19 protein-coding genes and 1 tRNA gene are annotated in these 20,241 nt (G+C 71.0%); 10 read left to right on the top strand and 10 right to left on the bottom strand.

From position 1 onward, the window contains the following. Positions 1-12: 12 nt before the first annotated feature. The 3 genes from ACIBQ6_RS19465 to ACIBQ6_RS19455 are packed head-to-tail and all read right to left on the bottom strand — an operon-like array spanning position 13 to position 3,048. Positions 13-819 (bottom strand): carbohydrate ABC transporter permease, encoded by an 807-nt coding sequence (locus tag ACIBQ6_RS19465; RefSeq protein WP_397213357.1) that lies wholly within the window; start codon positions 817-819, stop codon positions 13-15. Next, positions 816-1,751, bottom strand: a complete 936-nt coding sequence (locus ACIBQ6_RS19460; RefSeq protein ID WP_397213355.1) for a carbohydrate ABC transporter permease — start codon at positions 1,749-1,751, stop codon at positions 816-818. The genes ACIBQ6_RS19465 and ACIBQ6_RS19460 overlap by 4 nt, the downstream gene beginning before the upstream one ends. 4 nt (positions 1,752-1,755) lie before the next feature. After that, on the bottom strand, positions 1,756-3,048 hold the full coding sequence (locus tag ACIBQ6_RS19455; protein ID WP_397213353.1) for an extracellular solute-binding protein: 1,293 nt from the start codon (positions 3,046-3,048) through the stop codon (positions 1,756-1,758). A 224-nt stretch (positions 3,049-3,272) separates the two neighbouring features. On the opposite strand from ACIBQ6_RS19455, the gene ACIBQ6_RS19450 reads away from it, so the two are divergent. Continuing rightward, positions 3,273-4,310: a LacI family DNA-binding transcriptional regulator gene (locus ACIBQ6_RS19450; protein WP_397213351.1), complete on the top strand. Its 1,038-nt coding sequence runs from the start codon at positions 3,273-3,275 to the stop codon at positions 4,308-4,310. A gap of 305 nt (positions 4,311-4,615) precedes the next feature. On the opposite strand, the gene ACIBQ6_RS19445 is transcribed toward ACIBQ6_RS19450, so the two are convergent. Then, positions 4,616-5,107, bottom strand: a complete 492-nt coding sequence (locus ACIBQ6_RS19445; protein ID WP_397213349.1) for a hypothetical protein — start codon at positions 5,105-5,107, stop codon at positions 4,616-4,618. A gap of 216 nt (positions 5,108-5,323) precedes the next feature. Further along, positions 5,324-5,551 carry a hypothetical protein gene (locus ACIBQ6_RS19440; protein ID WP_397213347.1) on the bottom strand — a complete coding sequence of 76 codons (228 nt, stop codon included), beginning with the start codon at positions 5,549-5,551 and terminating at the stop codon, positions 5,324-5,326. A gap of 85 nt (positions 5,552-5,636) precedes the next feature. Between ACIBQ6_RS19440 and ACIBQ6_RS19435 the strand changes: the two genes are divergently transcribed. After that, the gene (locus tag ACIBQ6_RS19435; RefSeq protein ID WP_397213464.1) at positions 5,637-6,023 is read left to right on the top strand and encodes a tyrosine-type recombinase/integrase; all 387 of its coding nucleotides are present in this window, start codon (positions 5,637-5,639) and stop codon (positions 6,021-6,023) included. Here the strand turns inward: ACIBQ6_RS19435 and ACIBQ6_RS19430 are convergent. Together ACIBQ6_RS19430 and ACIBQ6_RS19425 are read right to left on the bottom strand one after the other, a co-directional pair. After that, a tRNA-OTHER gene (locus ACIBQ6_RS19430) sits at positions 6,005-6,099 on the bottom strand. The two genes, ACIBQ6_RS19435 and ACIBQ6_RS19430, sit on opposite strands and share 19 nt — an antisense overlap. A gap of 565 nt (positions 6,100-6,664) precedes the next feature. After that, on the bottom strand, positions 6,665-7,396 hold the full coding sequence (locus ACIBQ6_RS19425) for a hypothetical protein (protein WP_397213345.1): 732 nt from the start codon (positions 7,394-7,396) through the stop codon (positions 6,665-6,667). Positions 7,397-7,651: 255 nt separating this feature from the next. Here ACIBQ6_RS19425 and ACIBQ6_RS19420 point away from each other — a divergent pair, with 255 nt between their 5' ends. Continuing rightward, entirely contained in the window at positions 7,652-10,411 is a 2,760-nt protein-coding gene (locus ACIBQ6_RS19420; protein WP_397213343.1) for a helix-turn-helix transcriptional regulator, read from the top strand. On the opposite strand, the gene ACIBQ6_RS19415 is transcribed toward ACIBQ6_RS19420, so the two are convergent. After that, a complete protein-coding gene (locus ACIBQ6_RS19415) occupies positions 10,371-10,934 on the bottom strand; it encodes a ferritin-like domain-containing protein (RefSeq protein ID WP_397213341.1) in 564 nt (187 codons plus the stop codon). The two genes, ACIBQ6_RS19420 and ACIBQ6_RS19415, sit on opposite strands and share 41 nt — an antisense overlap. 177 nt (positions 10,935-11,111) lie before the next feature. Here ACIBQ6_RS19415 and ACIBQ6_RS19410 point away from each other — a divergent pair, with 177 nt between their 5' ends. Genes ACIBQ6_RS19410 through ACIBQ6_RS19380 form a run of 7 tightly spaced genes read left to right on the top strand, consistent with a single transcriptional unit; the run spans position 11,112 to position 17,750 of the window. Then, the gene (locus ACIBQ6_RS19410) at positions 11,112-11,417 is read left to right on the top strand and encodes an antibiotic biosynthesis monooxygenase (protein ID WP_364344055.1); all 306 of its coding nucleotides are present in this window, start codon (positions 11,112-11,114) and stop codon (positions 11,415-11,417) included. 14 nt (positions 11,418-11,431) lie between these two features. After that, positions 11,432-12,370, top strand: coding sequence for an alpha/beta hydrolase (locus ACIBQ6_RS19405; protein ID WP_397213339.1), 939 nt, complete (start codon positions 11,432-11,434; stop codon positions 12,368-12,370). Next, positions 12,367-12,978, top strand: coding sequence for a class I SAM-dependent methyltransferase (locus ACIBQ6_RS19400; protein WP_397213337.1), 612 nt, complete (start codon positions 12,367-12,369; stop codon positions 12,976-12,978). The genes ACIBQ6_RS19405 and ACIBQ6_RS19400 overlap by 4 nt, the downstream gene beginning before the upstream one ends. Continuing rightward, positions 12,979-14,178, top strand: a complete 1,200-nt coding sequence (locus tag ACIBQ6_RS19395; protein ID WP_397213335.1) for a low temperature requirement protein A — start codon at positions 12,979-12,981, stop codon at positions 14,176-14,178. A 19-nt stretch (positions 14,179-14,197) separates the two neighbouring features. After that, positions 14,198-14,740 carry a (2Fe-2S)-binding protein gene (locus tag ACIBQ6_RS19390; protein WP_397213333.1) on the top strand — a complete coding sequence of 181 codons (543 nt, stop codon included), beginning with the start codon at positions 14,198-14,200 and terminating at the stop codon, positions 14,738-14,740. Continuing rightward, on the top strand, positions 14,737-15,696 hold the full coding sequence (locus tag ACIBQ6_RS19385; RefSeq protein ID WP_397213331.1) for an FAD binding domain-containing protein: 960 nt from the start codon (positions 14,737-14,739) through the stop codon (positions 15,694-15,696). Before ACIBQ6_RS19390 ends, ACIBQ6_RS19385 begins: the two co-directional genes overlap by 4 nt. Beyond that, positions 15,693-17,750, top strand: a complete 2,058-nt coding sequence (locus ACIBQ6_RS19380; RefSeq protein ID WP_397213329.1) for a xanthine dehydrogenase family protein molybdopterin-binding subunit — start codon at positions 15,693-15,695, stop codon at positions 17,748-17,750. Before ACIBQ6_RS19385 ends, ACIBQ6_RS19380 begins: the two co-directional genes overlap by 4 nt. Here ACIBQ6_RS19380 and ACIBQ6_RS19375 read toward each other — a convergent pair. After that, entirely contained in the window at positions 17,704-18,615 is a 912-nt protein-coding gene (locus ACIBQ6_RS19375; RefSeq protein WP_397213327.1) for an AraC family transcriptional regulator N-terminal domain-containing protein, read from the bottom strand. The two genes, ACIBQ6_RS19380 and ACIBQ6_RS19375, sit on opposite strands and share 47 nt — an antisense overlap. Before the next feature lie 402 nt (positions 18,616-19,017). Continuing rightward, on the bottom strand, positions 19,018-20,232 hold the full coding sequence (locus ACIBQ6_RS19370) for a cytochrome P450 (protein ID WP_397213325.1): 1,215 nt from the start codon (positions 20,230-20,232) through the stop codon (positions 19,018-19,020). Positions 20,233-20,241: the final 9 nt, after the last annotated feature.

Here is a 20,241-nt window from a genome sequence, read left to right as displayed (position 1 = left end):
GAGGGTCCCTTCTCAATCTTTGACGGCGCCTGCGGTGACGCCCGCGGCGACGTAGCGCTGGGCGATGACGAGCAGGATGGTCGCCGGGACGGAGGCGACCACGGCGGTGGCCATGAGAGCGTTCCATTCCTGGTTGTTGTTGCCGATGTAGTGGTAGATGCCGAGGGTGATCGGCTGGTGGTCGCCACCCTGGTCGAGGGTGGAGGCGAAGACGAAGTCCGACCAGGCCCACAGGAACGCGAACAACGACACGGTGATGATCGAGTTGCGGGAGACCGGCAGCACGATCGAGACGAAGGCGCGGAGCACTCCGGCGCCGTCCACGCGGGCCGCCTGGAGCAGTTCCTCGGGGATACCCGACATGAACGTGGTGAGGATCAGCACGGCGAACGGCACGGCGAGGGTGGAGTCGGCCACGATCAGCCCGGGGACGGTGTTGAGCACGCCGGTGGACAGGAAGATGGCGTAGAAGCCCATCGCCATGATGATCCCGGGGATCATCTGCGCGATCAGCAGCACGAAGCTCAGCGCGCCGCCGCCGCGCGGGCGCAGCTTGGCCAGCGAGTACGCGGCGGGCGCGGCCAGCAGCAGGGTCAGCGTCACCGTGCCCAGCCCGACGACCAGACTGGTGCCGAGGTAGGGAAACTGCTGGTCGAGCACGGCGCGGTAGCCGTCCAGGGTGCCGTGGAGCGGGAACAGGTCCGGCGGGCTCTTGCGCATCGCGATGTCGCGGGTGAACGACACGTTGATCATCCAGTAGACCGGGAACAACATCACGGCCGTCAGCACCAGCCCGATCACGGTCTTGACGTGCCTCATGCCAGGGCCTGCCGTCGCTGCACGCGGATGTAGACCAAGCCGAAGACGAAGGCCGTCACGATCAGCAGGTTCCCCACGGCGGCGCCGGGCCCGAAGGAGGGCACCAGGTTGCCGAAGCCCAGCCGGTAGGACCAGGTGGCGAACGTGGTGGACGCCCCGCTCGGGCCGCCCTTGGTCATGATCCAGATGATGTCGAACACCTTCAGCGTGTAGACCAGCCCGAGCAGGACGGTGATCGCCGACACCGGCCGCAGCAGCGGGAACGTCACGCTCCAGAACCGCTGCCAGGCGTTCGCCCCGTCCAGCGCGGCGGCCTCGTACACGGCCGCAGGGATCGCCTGCAGCCCGGAGTAGAGCACCACCAGGTTGAACGGGATGCCGATCCAGACGTTGGCGACGATCACCGACCACAGCGCCCAGTCCGGCGAGGTCAACCAGTTCACCGGTCCGATCCCGAACCAGCCCAGCGCGGCGTTGACCAGGCCCGAGTCGCTGTTGAGCAGCCACGACCAGGTCGAGGCGGACACGATCAGCGGCAACAGCCACGGCACCAGGAACAGCGCCCGTAGCGTGGCCGACAGCCGGAAGCTCTTGCTGAAGAACAGCGCCAGCGCCAGCCCGACGGTGAACTGGAAGACCAGCGACACCAGGGTGAAGACCACCGTGTGCCACAGCGCCGGCCCGAAGGTCGCGTCGGCGAACACCTTGGCGTAGTTTGCGAGCCCGGTGAAGGGCGCGTCGCCCTGCACGAAGGAGCGCACGGTGTAGTTCCGCAGGCTCAGCTCGCCGTTGCGGTAGAGCGGGTAGGCGTAGAAGACCAGCAGGTAGAGGACGACGGGGGCGAGGAACGCCCACGCCGCCCACTGACCCGACCGGCCGCGCGCCGCGAGGTGCCCCCTCGGGGCCGCCGATGTCTGCGTCACGTGGCTCATGCGGCTACTGGATCGCGCTCGTGGCCGCGGACTGGGCCGCGGTCATCGCCTCCTGCGGCGACTTCGACCCGCTCAGCGCCGCCTGCACCGCGCCCCACATCGGCTCGGAGATCTTCGGGTACTTGGTGCCCAGGTCGTCGCTGGTGCGGCCCTTGGCGGCCTTGACCGCCTCCACCCACACCTTCAGCTGCGAATTCTGCTCGACCTGCCTGGCCTGCACCTGCTCGGTTGGGGCGATGTAGGACAGGGTGGTGGTCGTGGTGAGCGAGTTGTCGCCGCTGGTCAGGCAGGTGACCAGCTTCTGGGAGGTCGGGTAGCGGCCGGTGTCGGACTGCACCGGCACGCTGACGAACTCGCCGCCGGTCGGGGCGGGCGCGGTGCCGCCGTCCTTGGCGGGGACCGGGATGATGCCGTACGCGAAGCCGGCTTTATCGGCGTTGGCCAGCTGCCAGGTGCCGTTCTCGGCGAAGGCGTAGTCGCCGCCGGCGAACTCCTGCCAGCTGGTGGTCTGGGTGTTGTTGATGACGGAGTTGGGGGCGTAGCCCTTCTTCAGCCAGTCGCTCCACAACGTCACGGCCGAGACGCTCTCGGGCGAGTCGAGCTTGGTGAGGTTCGCGCCGGACCCCCAGAACCAGGGCAGGAACTGGAAGCTGCCTTCTTCCGTGCCGATCGCCGAGAACGTGATGCCCTTCTTCCCGGCCGCCTTCACCTTCTCCAGGGCCGCGGTGAGAGACGTCCAGTCCTTCACCGCGGCGATGTCCACGCCCGCCTTGTTCAGGACGTCCTTGTTGTAGTACAGGGCGAGCGTGTTGGCCCCGATCGGGATGCCATAGGTCTTGCCGCCGCTCTGCCCCGCGGCCAGCAGGTTCGGCGCGACGGAGGAGACGTCGAGCTTGTTCTCCTCGGTCGTGGTTAGCACGCCGGCCTCGGCCAGCGTCGAGACCACCGGGTTGTCGACGATCAGCACGTCGGGCGAGTTGCCCTGTTGCGCGGCCAGCAGGGCCTTGTTGGTCAGGTCGCTGGTGTCATGGCCGGTGCGCACAACCTTCACGGCCGCCTGGGTGCCGCAGGTCTCCAGCAGCCTCACCCACGGGGAACTGCCGTCGTACTGCGGATAGGGGTCCCAGATCGTGTAGGTCCCGCCTCCCGCGGCCTGATTCGCGCTGCTCGTGCTGCCGCCACCACCACTGCTGTCGCCGCCGCTGCTGGACGACGAGCAGGCCGCCATGTTGCCCGCGGCGGCCAGGACCACCAGGCCCACGCCGACGACACGTCGGCTCCCTGCCGCTGAACTCATTGATCTACCTCCGCTGAGGGGGTGCCGCGACCTTCCCCGTTGGGTCGAACCGATTCGGCGAATCGATTCGACTGAAGATAGGGCTGCCCTGTCCGGGGAGTCAATGGGCGTGCGGCGCTCTTGTCGGAGCTGTTTCCCGGATCGCCAGGCGACTACATACCGACGTTCGGATATCGTCCGCCCGGCCCTCCCATGAACCCATTCGACCTACGATGGTCGTCATCATGGGGACCGAAGGAGCGCGGGTGAACATCGGGGAGATCGCCCAGAGAGCCGGTGTGTCGCGCAGCACCGTCTCCTACGCGCTCACCGGCAAGCGTCCGGTCTCGCCGGAGACCAAACGGCGCATCCAGGCGGTCATCGACGAGCTCGGCTACCGGCCCAACGCCGCAGCCCGCGCCCTGAAGGAGGGCCGGACCCGCACCATCGGGCTGGCCATCCCGCCCGCCAGCCGCCGCCTGACCGACATGCAGCTCGGCTTCGTGGCCAGCGTGGTCGACGCCGCCGCCCGCGCCGACCTCGACGTCCTGCTGTCGCCGTCCGGCGGCGAGCACGACCGCTCGTTCGAGCGCGTCGTCACCGGCCGGCGGGTGGACGGCGTCATCCTCATGGAGATCCGCCTTGAGGACGACCGGGTCACCCGCCTGCGCCAAAGCAGCCTGCCCTTCGTCGGCATCGGCCGCACCGGCCATCCGGACGAGATGTCCTGGGTGGACATCGACTACGAGTCACTGATCGCCAAATGCGTCGACCACCTGGCCGACCTCGGCCATAGGAAGATCGCCCTGGTCAACCGCAACGCCGAGCTCGTCGCGGCCGGGTACGGCCCCGGCCATCGCGCCCAGGCCGGGTTCGCCCGCGCCGTGGCCGCGCGCGGTCTCGAAGGCGTGCAGGTCTGCTGCGCCGACGACGCCCAGGCCGGGCAGGGATGCGTCGAACGGCTTCTGGCGGCCCAGCCCGGCCTGACGGCCATCGCCACCATCAACGAGGCCGCCGTTCCCGGCATGTACCGGGCGCTGAACCAGCGGGGCCTGACGGTTCCGGGGCATTTCTCCATCGTCGGCGTCGCTGCCCCGCACTGGGCCGAGAGCCTGCACCCGCCGCTCACCGCCGCCGACGTCCCGGCCGACGAGATGGGCGCCCGCGCGATGGAACTGCTCATCCAGAGCATCGCCGATCCCACCGTCGCCCCCAGCCACGTGCTGGTCGCTCCGCCGATCTCGTTGCGGGGCAGCACCGGCCCTGCGCCGTCGCGCGCCTGACCGTCCCGCTCTCGCGGCGGCACGAACGTCACCGGCCGTCCGCGCGCACCCGGCGTACCTTGAGCCGGAGGCCGACGTGACGATCCGCTGTCGGCACGATGTCCGGGACGTTTCCGGCTCTTGACCCTCGCCGAGGCGGGCGCTTATCGTCCCCTTCGAATCGATTCGCCGAATCGATTCGACTCCTCGCCCATTGCTCGAAGGGGAAAGGCCCATGGCCATGCTGTACCGCTTCAAAACTCCTCACGTAGGGCCTGAACTGGGTGTTCTCCGGGGCAGCTACGCGGCTCGGTGGTACTCGTCGATCAGTGCGCCGAGCACCCTCCGGCGTTCGATCCGGCCTTCCAGCGGGACGGCGGTCTGCTCGTCGTGATCGGGTGGCCGCTGCGCGCGGGACGGGTGCGGCCGATGCCCGTTGTAGTGATCGACGTACTCACCAAGCACCGAGCACCGAGCACCGAGTGCAGATGCCGTTCGCTGTAGATCAGCATGCGATCGGTGCACTCGGCCCGTACGGTGCGTACCCACCGCTCGGCGTAGCAGTTCGCCCGCGGTGTGCGCGACGGGATCTTCAGCACCCTCACGCCCGCGCCGGCGAAGACCGCGTCGAAGGCACCGGTGAACTTGGCGTCTCGGTCGCGGATGAGGAAGCGAAAGGATCTGACCCGGTCCGCGAGGTCCATGAGCAGGTTGCGGGCCTGCTGAACCGTCCAGGCTCCGGTCGGGTGGGCGGTCACACCCAGGATGTGCACGCGCCGGGTGGCGACTTCCATCACGAACAGCACGTACGGGCGCATCAAGGAGACCGTGTCGACATGGGAAGAAGTCGACGGCCGGCAAACCATGCGCCTGAGCCCGCAGAAAGGTCCTCCACGAGGTGCCGGTGCTTCGCGGAGCCGGGCCGACCCGCCGGCTGCGAACGATCCGGCGTACGGTCGCTTCGCTGACCTGGTAGCCGATCCCGATGAGTTCACCGTGCACCCGCCGATACCCCCAGGCCGGATTCTCCCGCGTCAGGCGCACCAGTGAGCCCGCAGCCCGGGCGGCAGGAGGCGTGTCAGCGCGGATAGGAGCGCTCGATCGGCCCAGTCCCGCTTCGTCCGGGTGACTTGCCTTCGCACTGTCGCCACCTCATGCCGCAGCACCATGATCTCGACGTCCTCGGCCGCCTCGCTCCGGCCCCGCAGCGCCAGCCAGCCGAACACCCGGATCATGATCAGATACAGGAGACGGACAGACATAAGAGCCAATCTTGCCCACACCGCCGCATCAGCCCGACCTGCCGGTCAAGCACCCTGCGACGACTTTTGAAGCGGTACAGGTCGCATCAGCACCGCGGTCCTGCGCGACGCGACGCACTGGGACGAGGTCGTCACCCAGCTCGGCTGCGAACATCTTCGCCGTCACGATCTCCGCCACACCGGACTGACGTGGATGGCCGACGCCGGGGTTCCCCTCCACGTCCTCCGCAAGATCGCCGGCCACGACTCTCTGACGACTACACAGCGCTACCTCCACCAGACCTCGGCGCCATCGCCGAGGCCGGGAATGCGCTCAGCGCGCACATGGCGGCGACGTGGTCCCCAAGTGGTCCCCAGCTGCGAGTTGCCTAGGAGATCACTCTCAAGATCGCGGAATGAGAAAAGGCCGATTGACCTGGGCATACGCCCAAGTCGATCGGCCTTTCGCGACCGTCGGTACGACAGGATTTGAACCTGCGACCCCTTGACCCCCAGAACGTGGGAGTGGGTGTTCCCGCACGTCAAGCGCACTCCTGCACTGAGCTCCACATTCGCCGACCTGCATGTTGTCCCGCGAACGACATGGCGTGTGGTCCCAAACTGGTCCCAGCCTTCATCCTCTGATGCTGTGGCGGCAATGACCCAACACCCGCAAACACAGACGCTGACCACATGCTCATGTAGAGCCAGCGATGGCAGATGGCACCGCTCCTGACCTAGAAGGCCGTGGCCCCACCCCGGGTCAGGCCAGCTCAGGCCCACCGACCTTCCTCAGATGTGATCTTGTCAGTGCAAGCCATCCCTCCCATCTCATAGACCGCCTCCAGACCAGCACCAGCGCCGCCACAACCCCCGATCGAGTGCGACCCACGGGACAAGGGGGCGCTGACGTCGTACCTCCTGACTGTCACCGGCACGGGCGACGACACGGAGACCACTCCCAGCCCTGGCACCACGGACACCGCGAGCACGCCCCCGGAGCCGGAGATCCCCGCCGAGTCCCCCACCAGGACGCCCGCCGCGATGCCGACGGGCGGCGCGGACACCGGCGGCGAGACGGGCCCGACGGGCGGGTGCTGGTGGCGGCCGGCGCGCTGACCCTCGCCACCGCCCTCACCGGATTACGCCTTCGCCGCCGTGCGAACGGAACCGGCTCACCTGCGGTTCCCGGCCAGGAAGGCTCATGAGTCCGGGCCGCCCGTACGCGCCGTGCGGGTCCTCCGGGGTGCTGCGGGCATGGGATCGGGCGGCCTGTACGCCGGCCTGGAAGCGGGTGTGGGCGCCGAGCCTGGCCATGAGCTCGTCGATGCGCCGCTGGGCGGTGCGGTAGCCGATGCCGAGCTGGCGGGCGACGGCCTCGTCGGTCAGGCCGGTCAGCAGGAGGGCGATCAGCCGTTCGTCGTCCTGCGGCGCCTCGCGCGAACCGGTCAGCCGCATCGGCAGCGCCCGCTCCCAGGTCCCCTCGAACAGCCTGCTCAGCGCCTCCAGCAGCCCGGAGGGGTGCACCAGGAGCGCCGCGGAGTCGGGCGACTCGTAGTGCAGCATCAACAGCGCGAACCGGTCGTCGACCAGGTAGAGCTTCATCGGCAGGCTGGGCAGCACCCTCGCCAGCCGGCCCGCGCCGGCCATCTCCTCGATCAGCCGCAGCGCACCCAGCCGGTCGATGAAGTCGCGCTCGTAGATGATGCGGCTGGTGATGCTGCGTTCCGGCCCCAGGTCTTGCCGCCGCCCTGCCCTGGATGGTGCGCAGCCGGCCGTAGGGGCGTAGGTGTAGGTCGAGGTCTGCCCCTTGGCGACCGAGGCCGTCAGGCGGTTGCGGTCGTAGGTGTCTCTCGCGCGACTCACCGTCCACCGTGGTGCCTGCCGGAGCACCTGCCCATAGGTCCGGCCGACCTGTCCGGTACCGGCCATGGTCCCGACACGTCCATCGACGGGCCGTGAGGCGGCGCGGACTTGCCCGATGCTCGCGATTCCTTGTCCGATCACGCCTTCCTCAGGAGAGAGGCGGACGCAGGCCCTCGATGATGATCAAGTGACGGCTATGATCGCAGCAGCCTTCGTCCTGAGCCGGTGAGGCACTGACAGACGCGCGAGGTATCCGTGGCCAGCAACGCACTCTTCGGCCGCCGTGCCGAGCTCGAAGAGCTATCCGCCTTTCTCGACGCGGCCCGGCGCCATGGCGACGCGCGGCTGCTGTGGGGTGACCCCGGTATCGGCAAGTCCGCTCTCCTGGCCGCCGCGGCCGAACTGGCCGTCACGACGGGCATGCGCGTGCTGCGGGCGTCCGGGTCGGAGTTCGAGGCCGACGTCAGCTACTCCTGCCTCAACCAGCTGTTCCTGCCGGTCGAAGCCGACCTCCGGCGCCTGCCGCCCGAGCTTCGGGAGGCGTTGTCGGTGGCGCTGGGGTTCGGTGCCGGCGCGCCCACCGACGCGCTCCTCGTCTGCAACGCCGCCCTCCTGCTGGTCAAGGGGGTCGCCGCCGAGACGCCGCTCGCCCTTCTCGTGGACGACGTCCAGTGGATCGACCGGGCCAGCGCCGTCGTGCTGGGCTTCCTCGCCCGCCGGTTGCAGGGGGTCGGCGCCGCGCTGCTGTTCTCTGCCAGGACGGGCGCGGTGAGCTCCGCGGCGCCGCGCGGGTTGACCGAGATGGTCGTCCAGCCCCTGGATCGAGCGGCGGCGGGACAATTGGTCGACGACAACTTCCCAGGCATGCCGGTACGGATCCGGAAACGGCTGCTCGACCTGGCACAGGGCAATCCGCTGGCGCTGACGGAGTTACCCTCGACGCTGCTGGGCGCGACGCATCCGGCGGTGACGCACTCGGAGGTGGTCCCGCTCAGCGATCGGCTCCAGGCGATGTTCGCCGCGCGGATCGCCGACCTGCCCGAACCGACCCGGAGAACGCTCCTGCTGGCCGCGTTCGAGGGCACCGGCGACGTCCGAGTGCTCAGGGCCGCCCTGCCGGACGAGGCCGGGCTGGCTGACCTCGCCCCCGCCGAGCGGGCGCAGTTCGTACGCGTGGACGACGCCACGGCGCGGATCGCGTTCCGGCACCCGCTGATCAGGTCGGCGATCGTGGCCGGGTCCACGCATGAGGAACGCCGTACCGCGCACGTCGCCCTCGCCGGTGCGCTGACGGGTGACCAGGAACGTCGCGCGTGGCACCTCGCCGCGGCCGCCACCGGCCCGGACGAGACGGTGGCGGCGCTGTTAGAGAACTCGGCGCATCGCATCATGCTTCGCGGTGACGCGTTCGCCGCGGTCGCCGCGCTGATCCGGGCGGCCGAGCTGAGCGGGACGAGCGCGGATCGGGGGCGCCGGCTCTCCGAGGCCGCGTACATCGGCGCGGAGGCGAGCGGGGCCATCGACGACGCGAAGACGCTCCTGACGGACGCGCGGCGGGCGGCTCCGGACTCCACCGGCTCGCTGCACGCGGCCAACGCGGCCGCGTTCCTGATGCTCAACGGAGACGGCGACGTCGCCACCGCCCACCGGCTCCTGGTCGGCGCCATCGAGACCGCGGAGCACGGCTACCGGGCCGAGGATCCCGCGCTCGTCGAAGCCATGCACACGTTGATGCTGCTGTCCTGGTACGGGAGCGCCTCGGAGTACTGGGAGCCGTTCTACCGCGCGCTGGACCGGCTGGAGCCACGACCGCCGGACGTCCTGTCGCTGGCGAGCCGGACCTTCCCCGACCCGGTCCGCACGGGGGCGTCGGCACTGGCGAGCAGCCAGATCATCCTCGACGCCCTCGCGGACGAGACCGACCCAACGCGCATCATGCGGATCGGCACGGCCTCGGTCTACCTGGATCGGCTGGGCGAGTGCCGCGAGCCCTCCTGGCGGCTGGTCCGGCAGGGACGGGAGGGCGGCGCGCCCCGACGGCACCTCGGCGCGCTGATGCACCTGTGCCTGGACGACTACCTCGTCGGCCGATGGGACGAGGCCGAGGAGCTGGCCCGCGAGGGTCAGCAGGTCTGTGAGACCAGCGGTTTCTCCTTCTTCGCGTGGTACTTCCTGTACAACAGGGCGATCCTCGCCGCCGGACGGGGACGCTACGAGGAGGCGTACGCGCTCGCCGACGAGATCACCCATTGGGCGCTCCCCCGAGGTGTGGCAGCCGCGGCGCTGTTCGCCCAGCACCCGCGTGCCCTGGCAGCGCTGGGACAGGGAGACTTCGGCGCGGCCTTCCACCACGCGGCCGCGATGAGCCCGCCCGGCGCCCTCGCCGCGTACGTGCCTCACTGCACGTGGGTCATGCTCGACCTCGTCGAGGCGGCCGTGCGGACAGGGCGGATGGTCGAAGCCAGGGCGCACGTCGAGGCGATGCAGGCCGCCGACGTGGCCGCGTTGTCGGCCCGGATGACGCTGATCCAGGCGGCAGCGGAGTTCCTCGTGTCCGACGACGAGGGGACGAGGGCGCGGCTGGAGTCGCTGCTGTCGGGCCACGTGGCGGAACGGTGGCTGTGGGACGCCTCCCGCGTCCGGCTCGTCCTCGGCGAGAGGCTGCGTCGTGACAGGTCGGCGGCGCAGGCGCGCCGGCATCTGCTCATCGCCCGCGACGGCTTCGCCGCGATGGCCGCCGGACCCTGGGTCGAGCGTGCGCAGATCGAGCTGCACGCCGCCGGACACCGGACGGCCGAGACCTCGGCAGGCGGCCCGGCCGCCCTGACCGCGCAGGAGTTGCAGATCGCCGAGCTGGCGGCGAGCGGCCTGACCAACAAACAGATCGCCGAGCGGCTGTACCTCTCGCACCGGACGGTGGGCGCGCACCTCTACCGCATCTTCCCCAAGCTCGGCGTCACCTCCCGCGCCGGGCTCAGGGATGCTCTCGCACCGGATTCCGAAGGCCCGCGCTGAGCTCGTCGGCCTGCGCCTCCTTCTCCTCCAGCAGCCGCTCCAGCAGGCGCCGGGTGGTGGGGTCGTCGGCCCCGACCCAGCGCACCGCCTCCTGCAACGACTGGACGAGGATCCGCGCCCCCACCAGGTCCTGCGTCACGATGCCGGTCTGATCGCCGTCCTGGAACGTCTGGAAGATGATGCGCGAGCGCGCCGGGAGGTGCCGTGGGTCGTGGTCGGCGGCGAACCCGAGCTGGGCGATGCGGGTCGCGAGCAGCCGCGCGCCGGCGCGGTCACGGTCGGCGCAGCCGTGCAGGAACTCCGCGACCGCCCGGTGCGACGGCCCGCGGACGAGCAGGGCGTGCTGCTCGTACTGCAACGAGGACACCACCAGGCTGGCCAGCAGCACGTTCAGCAGGTGCGCGACCGCTTTCAGCTCGGCCCGGTTCGACGGCGTGACCGCACCGTCGTCCGGGTCGAACAGCGCCCGGTCCCGGACCTCCCGCATGCGCAGGACGGCCGGCGGCTCTGGAGGACTCGTCACGTGTCGATGGTCGGGCACGCGCCCGAGCCGCGCATCTGTCAAATGACCTAACCGCATCGGCGGTTAGGTCATCGGCCGCGATGGGCGTCCGAGGCGGGAGTCGGATGACTGATGTGGCGGCGGCCGGGCGGCGCCCACAGTTGGCTGCGACAGGCACCACCCGTGAGGAGTGATCCCATGACCATCAGCCACGGCTTCCACGCCGCCATGACCGCGCAGCCGGGCAGGGGCGACGACCTGGTCGCGGCCCTGCTCGACGCGCCGTCCCTGCCGAACGAGGACTGCGTCGTCTTCCTGGTCGGCCGTTCGGCCGGCGATCCGGACACCGTTTACGTCACCGAGGGCTGGGTCAGCCGGGAGGCCCACGCCCGGTTCTTCGCGACCAGGCAGGCCCAGGCGTTCGCCGCGGCCCTCCAGCCGCTGCTGGCCGCCGAGGCGCGGTACGCCGACGAGATCCCCGTCGGCGGCAAGGCCGTCCTGTGAACGAGGAGACCACCATGCCCCGTCCCGGCCTCGACCCCGAATTACGCGCGTTCCTCGCCGGCCTGCCTCCCATGCCCGAGCTCGACGCGGAGGTGCTCGCCGAGCTGCGCAGGCTACCGTCCACGCCGGTCGACGCGCTCCTCCGGGGCCGCGCCGCCGGCCACCGCGAGATCACCGCCCCGGTCCCGATGTCGATCTTCACCTCGGCCCGGACCAGTGACGCGCCGGCCCCGTGCGTCTACTGGGTCCACGGCGGTGGCATGGTCATGGGAGACCGCTTCTCGCAGATCGACATCCCCCTGGACTGGCTCGACCTGTTCGGTGCCGCCGTCGTCTCCGTGGAGTATCGGCTGGCGCCGGAGGCCACCGGCACGATCCCGGTCGAGGACTGCTACCAGGGCCTGCTCTGGGTCGCCGAGCACGCCGGCGAGCTGGGCATCGACCCGAGCCGGATCATCGTCGCGGGAGTCAGCGCCGGCGGTGGCCTGGCCGCCGGGCTCACCCTGATGGCCCGTGACCGGGGCGGGCCGCCGATCGCCGGGCAGGTGCTGATCTGTCCCATGCTCGATCATCGCAACGACACCACCGCCAGCCGCCAGTACTCCGGCGCGCCCGGGGTCTGGACCCGCGACATGAACGCCTTCGGCTGGCGGTCGCTCATCGGCGGCGGCGAGGTGTCCGGCTACCTGTCGCCCGCGATCGCCGACGACCTGTCCGGCCTGCCGACCACCTACGTCGACGCAGGGACGGCGGAGGTGTTCCGCGACGAGGACGTCGCGTTCGCCACCCGGATCTGGGCCGCGGGCGGCCAGGCGGAGCTGCACGTCTGGGCGGGCGGCTTTCACGGCTTCGACGCGCTGTGCCCCGGGGCTCGGGTCTCGATCGCGGCCCGGCGTACCAGGAACGACTGGCTCGCCCGGGTGCTGGGCACGTCTTCCGGAGCCGTCCGGTGAGCGCCCACGACCGCGCCGCGTTCCTGCACGAGTTCGCGCGCGCCCCCTTCACCGTCGGCGCGGTCGCGCCGAGCGGCGAGCCGCTGGCCGACCTGATAACCTCGCCTGTCCCACGTGACGGTGACCCGCTGGTCGTCGAGGTCGGTCCGGGCACAGGCGCGTTCACCGCGGCGATCCAGCGCCGGCTCGGCGGCCGTGGCCGTCACCTGGCCGTCGAGGTCAACGAGCGGTTCGCGCGGCGTCTCGCCACCCGGTATCCGCGGATCGACGTCGCCGTGGCCGACGCCCGGGACCTGGGCGAGGTGCTCGCGGCGCGCGGCCACCACCGCGCGGACGTCATCGTGAGCGGACTGCCCTGGGCGGCGTTCACCGCTGACCGCCAGCACGACCTGCTCGACGCCCTCACCGGCGCCCTCGCCCCCCACGGCGCGTTCACCACGTTCGCGTACGCGCACACACGATGGACGCCGCCGGCCCGGCGGTTACGACGGTCCCTGGGCGGCCTGTTCGACGAGGTCGTGGTCAGCCGGACGGTGTGGGCCAACGTGCCGCCCGCGTTCGTCTACTTCTGCCGCCGGCCCCGTGTCCCGGCCCTGGCCCTCGATTAGATGCGGCAGAAGACTTCGCCGGTGGGCGAGGACCACCGGGCGACGCCCTTCGAGTTGTTCTTCGACCTCGTCTACGTCTTCGCGATCACGCAGCTCACCGGCTCCATGGCCCGCGAGCGTGACGCCGACGGCGTGTTCCGGGGGCTGCTGATGCTGGCGCTGCTGTGGGGCACCTGGTCCGGCTACACCTGGCTGGGCAACCATTCCCGGGCGGACGGCGGTCTGCTGCGGGGCGGGATGGTCGTCGCGATGGCGGCGATGTTCGTGGTCGGCCTGACCGTCCCGGAGGCGTGGGACGGCGGGCCGGGCGCCTTCGTGCTGGTGGGCGCGTACCTGGTGGTGCGCTGGGTGCATCTCGTGGTCTTCGCCGTGGCCGCGGACGGTGACACCGGGCTGCGCCGTCAGATCGCGATCACCTGGCTGCCCATGACGGCCGGCGCGGCGCTCCTGGTGTCCGGGACGCTGCTGGGCAACCGGACGCAGGTGCTGTTGTTCACGATCGCCCTGGTGGTGGACTGGGTCGGCATCTATCTCACGGCCAGGAACGGCCACTGGCGGCTGCGCAGCCCGGCGCACCTGACCGAGCGGCACGGGTTGTTCCTGATCCTGGCCATCGGCGAGTCGGTCGTCGCCGTCGGTGCCGGGGCCGCGGGACGGCCCGTCAACGCGGCGCTGCTGCTCGCGGCCGTCCTCGGCATCGCCGTCGCGGTGTGCTTGTGGTGGCTGTACTTCGACGTGGTGGCGGGCGCGGCAGCGCGCAGACTCGGCCGCGTACGTGACAAGGAGCAGGTGGTCCTGGCCGTCGAGGCCTACACCTATGGGCACTTCCCCATCATCGCCGGCGTCCTGCTCACTGCCCTGGGCATCGAGGGGGTGGTGGCGCACACCGGTGAGGGTGAGCCCTTGGACGTGTTCTCCACGCTCGCGCTCCATGGCGGTGTCGCGCTCTACCTCGTCGGACATCTGCTGTTCAGGCTCCGGATGCATCACACGCTCGGCCGCCGTCGACCGGCCGCGGCCTGCGCCGTCCTTGCCGCCACCCCGGCCACTTCGGTCCTCCCGTCGCCGGCCGGGCTGGTCGGTGTGGTGGCCGTCCTGGCTGCTCTGATCGCCGTCGAGAGTGCCCGCGGTGCAAGCAGGAATGGGCAAGGACGCGCCAGTCTTGTGGATCGTCCGCCCGCCGCAGAACTGATTACGTAGCCCCGAGAGAGGAAGGGCGATGACAGACCAGCACCGCAGTGTGATCTCACTCCAGGTCAACGGCGTGCCGCACCGGCTGGACGTCGACAACCGCACGACATTGCTGGACGCGTTGCGCGAGGACCTCGGCCACACCGGTCCCAAGAAGGGCTGCGACCAGGGCCAGTGCGGCGCGTGCACCGTGCTCCTCGACGGTCGGCGGCTGGTCTCCTGCCTGACGTTGGCGGTGGCCGCCGAGGGCGCCGAGGTCACGACCGTCGAGGGACTGGCCGATGACGGCGAACTGCTGCCACTTCAGCGGGCGTTCGTCGAGCTCGACGGCTTCCAGTGTGGATATTGCACGTCCGGGCAGCTCTGCTCGGCTGTCGGGATGCTGGCCGAGCACGCGGCGGGCTGGCCCAGCGCAGTCACCGCCGACGTGTCCCCGGACGGCCCTGCGCCGGTGCTGGACGCGGCGGAGGTGCGGGAGCGGATGAGCGGCAACCTGTGCCGCTGCGGCGCTTACCCGTCCATCGTCCGGGCCGTGCTGGAGACGGCTGCCGAGAAGGAGATCGCGGGATGAGGGAGTTCGCCTACGAGCGCGCGGCGGACGTCCGTGACGCGTTGATCGCGGCCGGCGGCGGCGCCCGGTACCTGGGTGGGGGCACCAATCTCGTCGATCTGATGAAGGCGGGGGTGGAGGCTCCCACGAGGCTGGTCGACGTACGGCGGCTGCCGCTCGCCGGCGTCGCCGAGGCGCCGGACGGCGGGCTGGTCGTCGGCGCCACGACGACCAACAGCGACCTCGCCGCCCACCCCGAGGTACAGCGGCGCTATCCGGCGCTGAGCCAGGCGGTGCTGGCGGGAGCGTCCGGCCAGCTTCGCAACATGGCCACGGTGGGCGGCAACCTGCTGCAGCGGACCCGATGCGCCTACTTCGCCGCGCAGGTGTGCAACAAGCGGGTCCCCGGCACCGGCTGTCCCGCGATCGCCGGGGAGCACCACAACCACGCCATCCTCGGCTGGACGCCGAGCTGCGTGGCCACTCACGCCTCCGACATGGCGGTCGCGATGCTGGCGTTCGACGCGGTCGTGCGTTACGAGACGCTCGACGGCCCCGGGGAGCTCCCGTTGGCGGAGTTCTACCCGCCGGTCGGGGACACGCCGGACCGCGAGACGGCGCTGCCGCCGGGAGCGCTGGTCACGGCGGTGGTCCTGCCCGGCAGCGCGGTGTCGCCGCGCTCGCGCTACCGGAAGGTCCGCGAGCGCGCGTCCTACGCCTTCGCCACCGTCTCCGTCGCGGCGGCGCTGGACCTGAACGACGGCGCGGTGCGGATCGCTCTCGGCGGAATCGCCTCCCGGCCGTGGCGCGCCAGGACCGCCGAGTCCCTCCTGCTGGACGGCCCCCTGACGGCCGAGGCGTTCCGGGCAGCCGCCGACGCCGAACTGGCCGCCGCCGAACCGCTGCCCGGCAACGGCTACAAGGTGAGGCTGGCCGGCAACCTCATCGAGACCGTCCTTGAGGAGCTCCTGCCATGACGAACGCCGTAGGGGTCGCGCAGCCGCGAGTCGAGGGCCGTGCCAAGGTCACCGGCGCCGCCCGCTACGCCGCCGACGTGCCGGTGCCGGGCCTGGCCTTCGGCGTGGTCGTCCTGGCCACCGTGTCGCGGGGCCGCGTCAGGGACGTCGGCGTCTCCGCCGTCCAGGGCCTGCCCGGCGTGCTGGGTGTGATCGACCACCGGAACGCACCTCGGCTCGACCCTGCGGCGGGCGGCTTCTTCGGTCCGGACGGCCAGCTGCAGCTGTTGCAGGACGAGGTGATCCCCTTCGCCGGCCGGCCCGTCGCGCTCGTCGTGGCCGAGACGCTTGAGCAGGCCCGGGCGGCGGCCGAGGCGCTGCCGGTGACCTACGACGAGGAGCCGCACGACACGGTCTTCTCCGCCGACCACCCGGCGAGCCGCCCGGCGGTGACGATCTTCGACGAGCCCGTGGACGTCGGCGACGTGGCGGCGGAGCTCGCCGCGTCGCAGGTGGTGGTCGAGGAGCGCTACCGCACCCCCGAGGAACACTGCAGCGCGATGGAGCCGCACTCGGCGACCGCGTGGTGGGAGGGAGAGCACCTGGAGGCGATCGACTCCAACCAGGGACCGTTCTCCGTGGCCCGCACCCTGGCCACGCTGTTCTCCTTGAGCCCGGATTTGGTACGCGTCCGCACCGAGCACGTCGGCGGCGGCTTCGGCTCCAAGGGACTCTGCGGCCCGCAGCTGATCCTGGCCGCGATGGCCGCACGCCTGTTCGGCCGGCCCGTACGGGTCACGCTCACCCGTCCCCAGGTGTTCCTGGCGACCGCGATGCGGCCCGCGACCGACCAGCGGATCCGGATCGGCGCCGACGCGGACGGCCGGCTGCGGGCCATCCACCACGAGGCGGCGTTCGAGATCTCGCCGCTGGTGGAGTACCTGGAGGGCTGCACCGAGCTCACCAAGACGCTCTACGCGGCGCGCGCGATCCGAACCCGGCTCAGCGCGGTCCCGCTCGACATCCTGCCGCCGTACTCCATGCGGGGGCCGGGCGCCGCGCCCGGCTCCTTCGCCCTCGAATCCGCCATGGACGAGCTGGCCGAGCGACTGGGCATGGATCCGCTCGAACTGCGGCTGCGCAACGAGCCGGAGGCCGGTCCCGTGTCCGGGCTGCCGTTCAGCAGCCGCAACCTGGTCGCGTGCCTGCGTGAAGGCGCCCGCAGGTTCGGCTGGGGCACGCGCGACCACCGGCCGCGGACGCGGCGGGAGGGTCCTCTGCTGGTCGGCACCGGACTGGCCGCCACCTCCTTCAGCGCCGGAGCCTTCCCCTCCTCGGCCACGATCACCGCCGAGCCGGACGGAACCTTCACCGTGGCCATCGGCGCCACCGACCTCGGCACCGGCGCCCGCACCGCGCTGACCGCCATCGCAGCCGACGCACTCGCGGTCGGCACCGAGCGGGTCCGGCTCCAGATCTCCGACAGCGGCCTCGGTCCCGCGTGGGGCGCGGGCGGTTCCCGGGGGACGACGTCATGGGGATGGGCGATCACGGAGGCCGCGGAGAAGCTGCGCGCCCAGGGATGCCGCGGTACGGTCACAGCCGACACCACGGGGTCGCTCGGCGGGTTACCGGCACAGGAACGGCATTCCTTCAGCGCCGTGTTCGCCGAGGTGACCGTCGATCCGATGACGGGCGAGGTGCGCGTACGCCGGCTGCTCGGGATGTTCGCCGTGGGCCGCGTGGTCAACCCGCTGATGGCGCGCAGCCAGGTCGTCGGAGGGATGATCGGCGGGCTCTCCATGGCGCTGCACGAGGAGGGCCTGCGCGATCCGGTCTCCGGCCGGCACGTCAACGCGGACTTCGCCGGCTACCACATCGCCGCGCACGCCGACGTGCCCGACATCCAAGCCGACTTCGTACCCGACCACGAGCCCGGCATCCCCCTGGGCGTCAAGGGCGCCGGCGAGATCGGCAACGTCGGCACGGCCGCCGCGATCGCGAACGCCGTCTGGCACGCCACCGGGATCAGGCAGAGATCCCTGCCGATCCGTCTCGATCGCGTGCTGGAGTGAGGCGCCCGGCGTCCTGGCTCGGCGGCGCGCCGAACTGGCGACGGTACTCGCGGCTGAACTGCGACGGGCTGGAGTAGCCGACACGACGGCTGACCCCGGCCACGTCGCCCGGGGCCGCGGCGAGCTGGAGCCGCGCCTGCTGAAGGCGGATCTGCTTCTGGAACTGGATCGGGCTCATCGCGGTGGCGGCCTGGAAGTTGCGGTGGAAGGCCGAGACGCTCATCCCCGCCAGCCTGGCCACGTCCTCGACGGAGAAGGGCTGCGCGTAGTGGTCGCGGATCCACTGCACCGCACGGGCGACGTGACTGAGGCTGCTGTCGGGAAGCCCGAACTGGCGCACGGTCGGGCCCTGCTCGCCGGTGATCAGCCGCCAGAGGATCTCCCGCTTGACGAGCGGCGCGAGGACGGCGATGTCGCCCGGCCGGTCGAGCAGGCGCAGCAGGCGGACGACGGCGTCGAGGAGCTCGGCGGAGGCGGTGCTGACCGCCAGGCCGGGCGGGGCGTCGTCGCCGAGCTCCGGCAGATCGCCCGCAGCCGCCTGCAGCAACACCTCCGCGATGGCCGCCGGACGCAGGGTCAGCCCGACGCCGAGGCCAGGGAGTTCAGAACTGGCCTTCGCGAAATGGGCGGTCACCGGCAGATCGACCGAGGCGACGAGATACTGCCCCTCCCGGTACTCGTACAGGCGGTCGCCCAGCGCGAACTGTTTCGTGCCCTGCGCGACGAGCGCCATGACCTTGCCGTAGGTCGTCGGCGTCGGAGGCTGGGGGCGCTCGGCCTTGAAGATCAGGACGTCCGCAATGGGAGTGCTGAGATCGGGTCGAGCATGGCGGATGAGAAGGTCGCGCAGCTCGTCGAGGGCCATAATCCTGATCCAAACACCGCGCGGCGCCCGGCGGCAACCCGGCCAGCTACACGCTACCTGTTGTACGCGAAAGGAGGGGTTAGCCCCAGCGAGTGGGCCGGCGCTGCGGTCCGTGGCTTCTGGCTGAACCGCTGGTTCGGCACTGCCACACCTGAGGAGGCACTGTGCGCGCTGTCCCAGGTTCGCCGTCTCGTCGCCAATGGCGTGCTGACCGTCCTCCAAGACCGGCCGTTTCGCTCGAACGCTTCCCTGAACCCGTCCCACTCGCCGAAGCACCGGCACATGGTGCCAAACCTTGCCTCGTCTTCGAAGACGTGCAAGACAACAGCGGCAGGTAGCAAGCGGCCCTGCAAACGCCCAGCCACTGCTTCGCGCCTCGGCCGCATGGCTCTCGCACCGATGTCAGGCGGGTTCTTGCAGCTCGATCGGGAGGTGGCGGGGGCCGCGGAGCATGGCGTTGTGCCGGTAGGGCGGCGGGTCCTGGATCAGGGTCGCGGTGCCGAGGCTGGGGATCAGCGCGCCAAGGGCGATCTGGGCTTCGAGCCGGGCCAGCGGACCGCCGTAACACAGGTGGATGCCGCCGCCGAAGCCGAGGTGCTGGTTGTCCGGGCGGGTGGGATCGAACCGGTCGGGCTCGTGGAACCGTTTCGGGTCGCGGTTGCCGGAGGCGAGTACGAGCACCAGCGGCGCGCCTTCGGGCAGGGTGAACCCGGCGAGGTCGATGTCGGCGAGCGGGACGCGCTCGCGCATGTGCACCGGCGGCTCGTAGCGCAGCAGTTCCTCCACCGCCCCGGGCAGCAGTCCGGGGTCGTCGCGCAGCCGGTCGAGCTGGTCGGGGTGACGCAGCAGGGTGAGCACCCCGTTGGTGATCAGATTGACCGTGGTCTCGTGCCCGGCGATGAGCAGCAGGACGGCGGTCTCCGCCAGTTCCTCGCGGGTGAGCCGCATGGCCGGGTCCGGCTCGTTGACGAAGGCGGACAGCATGTCGTCACCCGGATCGCCGCGTCGCTGCTCGGCGAGGTCCACCAGGTACCGGCCCATGTCGGCCCTGGCCTGCCGACCGGCTCGATCCCGCTCGGTGGTGTCGTCCCCGGTGCCGACGTCGGCGGAGGCGACGATCGCGTCGGACCACTCCCGGAACCGCGGCTCGTCCTCGCGCGGGACGCCGAGCAGCCGGCAGATGACCGCGACGGGCAGCGGGTAGGCGAAGTCGTCGACGATGTCGATCCGGGTGCGGTCGCCCAGCGTCTCGATCAGGTCCTCGGTGACCTCGGTGATCTGACCGCGCATGGCGTCGATGCGGCCGGGGCTGTGCGGGGGGCCGAACGGTCGCATGGCCAGGGTGCGCAGCCTGTGGTGCTCGGGGTCGTCGAGCCGCAGGAACGGGAGCTGCTGCCCGGTGGACAGATCGGGGTCCGGAGCCCGGCGGCTGCGGGGATCGACACTGATCCGCGGGTCGTGGAGCAGGGCGTTGATCTCGTGGTAGGTGCCGACCAGGTAGCTGCCGTCGGCCTGACGCACCACGGGACCGGCCTCGCGGAGTTCCGCGTACAGGGGGTAGGGGTCGGGGCGGCTGGCGTAGTCGGTGATGCGTACCAGCAGGGTGTCGGTGCTCATGGTCTGGGC

The organism is Nonomuraea sp. NPDC049655, from assembly GCF_044465465.1.
GTDB lineage: Bacteria > Actinomycetota > Actinomycetes > Streptosporangiales > Streptosporangiaceae > Nonomuraea.
Note: the sequence above shows the minus strand (reverse complement) of the source record. Positions and strands in the feature narration are given on the sequence as shown.

Coding starts and splice junctions, on each gene's coding strand:
- ACIBQ6_RS19395 (WP_397213335.1), top strand. CDS start 12,979: ATGCGGCAGAAGACTTCGCCGGTGGGCGAGGACCACCGGGCGACGCCC.
- ACIBQ6_RS19410 (WP_364344055.1), top strand. CDS start 11,112: ATGACCATCAGCCACGGCTTCCACGCCGCCATGACCGCGCAGCCGGGC.
- ACIBQ6_RS19375 (WP_397213327.1), bottom strand. CDS start 18,615: ATGGCCCTCGACGAGCTGCGCGACCTTCTCATCCGCCATGCTCGACCC.
- ACIBQ6_RS19380 (WP_397213329.1), top strand. CDS start 15,693: ATGACGAACGCCGTAGGGGTCGCGCAGCCGCGAGTCGAGGGCCGTGCC.
- ACIBQ6_RS19405 (WP_397213339.1), top strand. CDS start 11,432: ATGCCCCGTCCCGGCCTCGACCCCGAATTACGCGCGTTCCTCGCCGGC.
- ACIBQ6_RS19455 (WP_397213353.1), bottom strand. CDS start 3,048: ATGAGTTCAGCGGCAGGGAGCCGACGTGTCGTCGGCGTGGGCCTGGTG.
- ACIBQ6_RS19385 (WP_397213331.1), top strand. CDS start 14,737: ATGAGGGAGTTCGCCTACGAGCGCGCGGCGGACGTCCGTGACGCGTTG.
- ACIBQ6_RS19450 (WP_397213351.1), top strand. CDS start 3,273: ATGGGGACCGAAGGAGCGCGGGTGAACATCGGGGAGATCGCCCAGAGA.
- ACIBQ6_RS19465 (WP_397213357.1), bottom strand. CDS start 819: ATGAGGCACGTCAAGACCGTGATCGGGCTGGTGCTGACGGCCGTGATG.
- ACIBQ6_RS19440 (WP_397213347.1), bottom strand. CDS start 5,551: ATGTCTGTCCGTCTCCTGTATCTGATCATGATCCGGGTGTTCGGCTGG.
- ACIBQ6_RS19445 (WP_397213349.1), bottom strand. CDS start 5,107: ATGCGCCCGTACGTGCTGTTCGTGATGGAAGTCGCCACCCGGCGCGTG.
- ACIBQ6_RS19370 (WP_397213325.1), bottom strand. CDS start 20,232: ATGAGCACCGACACCCTGCTGGTACGCATCACCGACTACGCCAGCCGC.
- ACIBQ6_RS19460 (WP_397213355.1), bottom strand. CDS start 1,751: ATGAGCCACGTGACGCAGACATCGGCGGCCCCGAGGGGGCACCTCGCG.
- ACIBQ6_RS19390 (WP_397213333.1), top strand. CDS start 14,198: ATGACAGACCAGCACCGCAGTGTGATCTCACTCCAGGTCAACGGCGTG.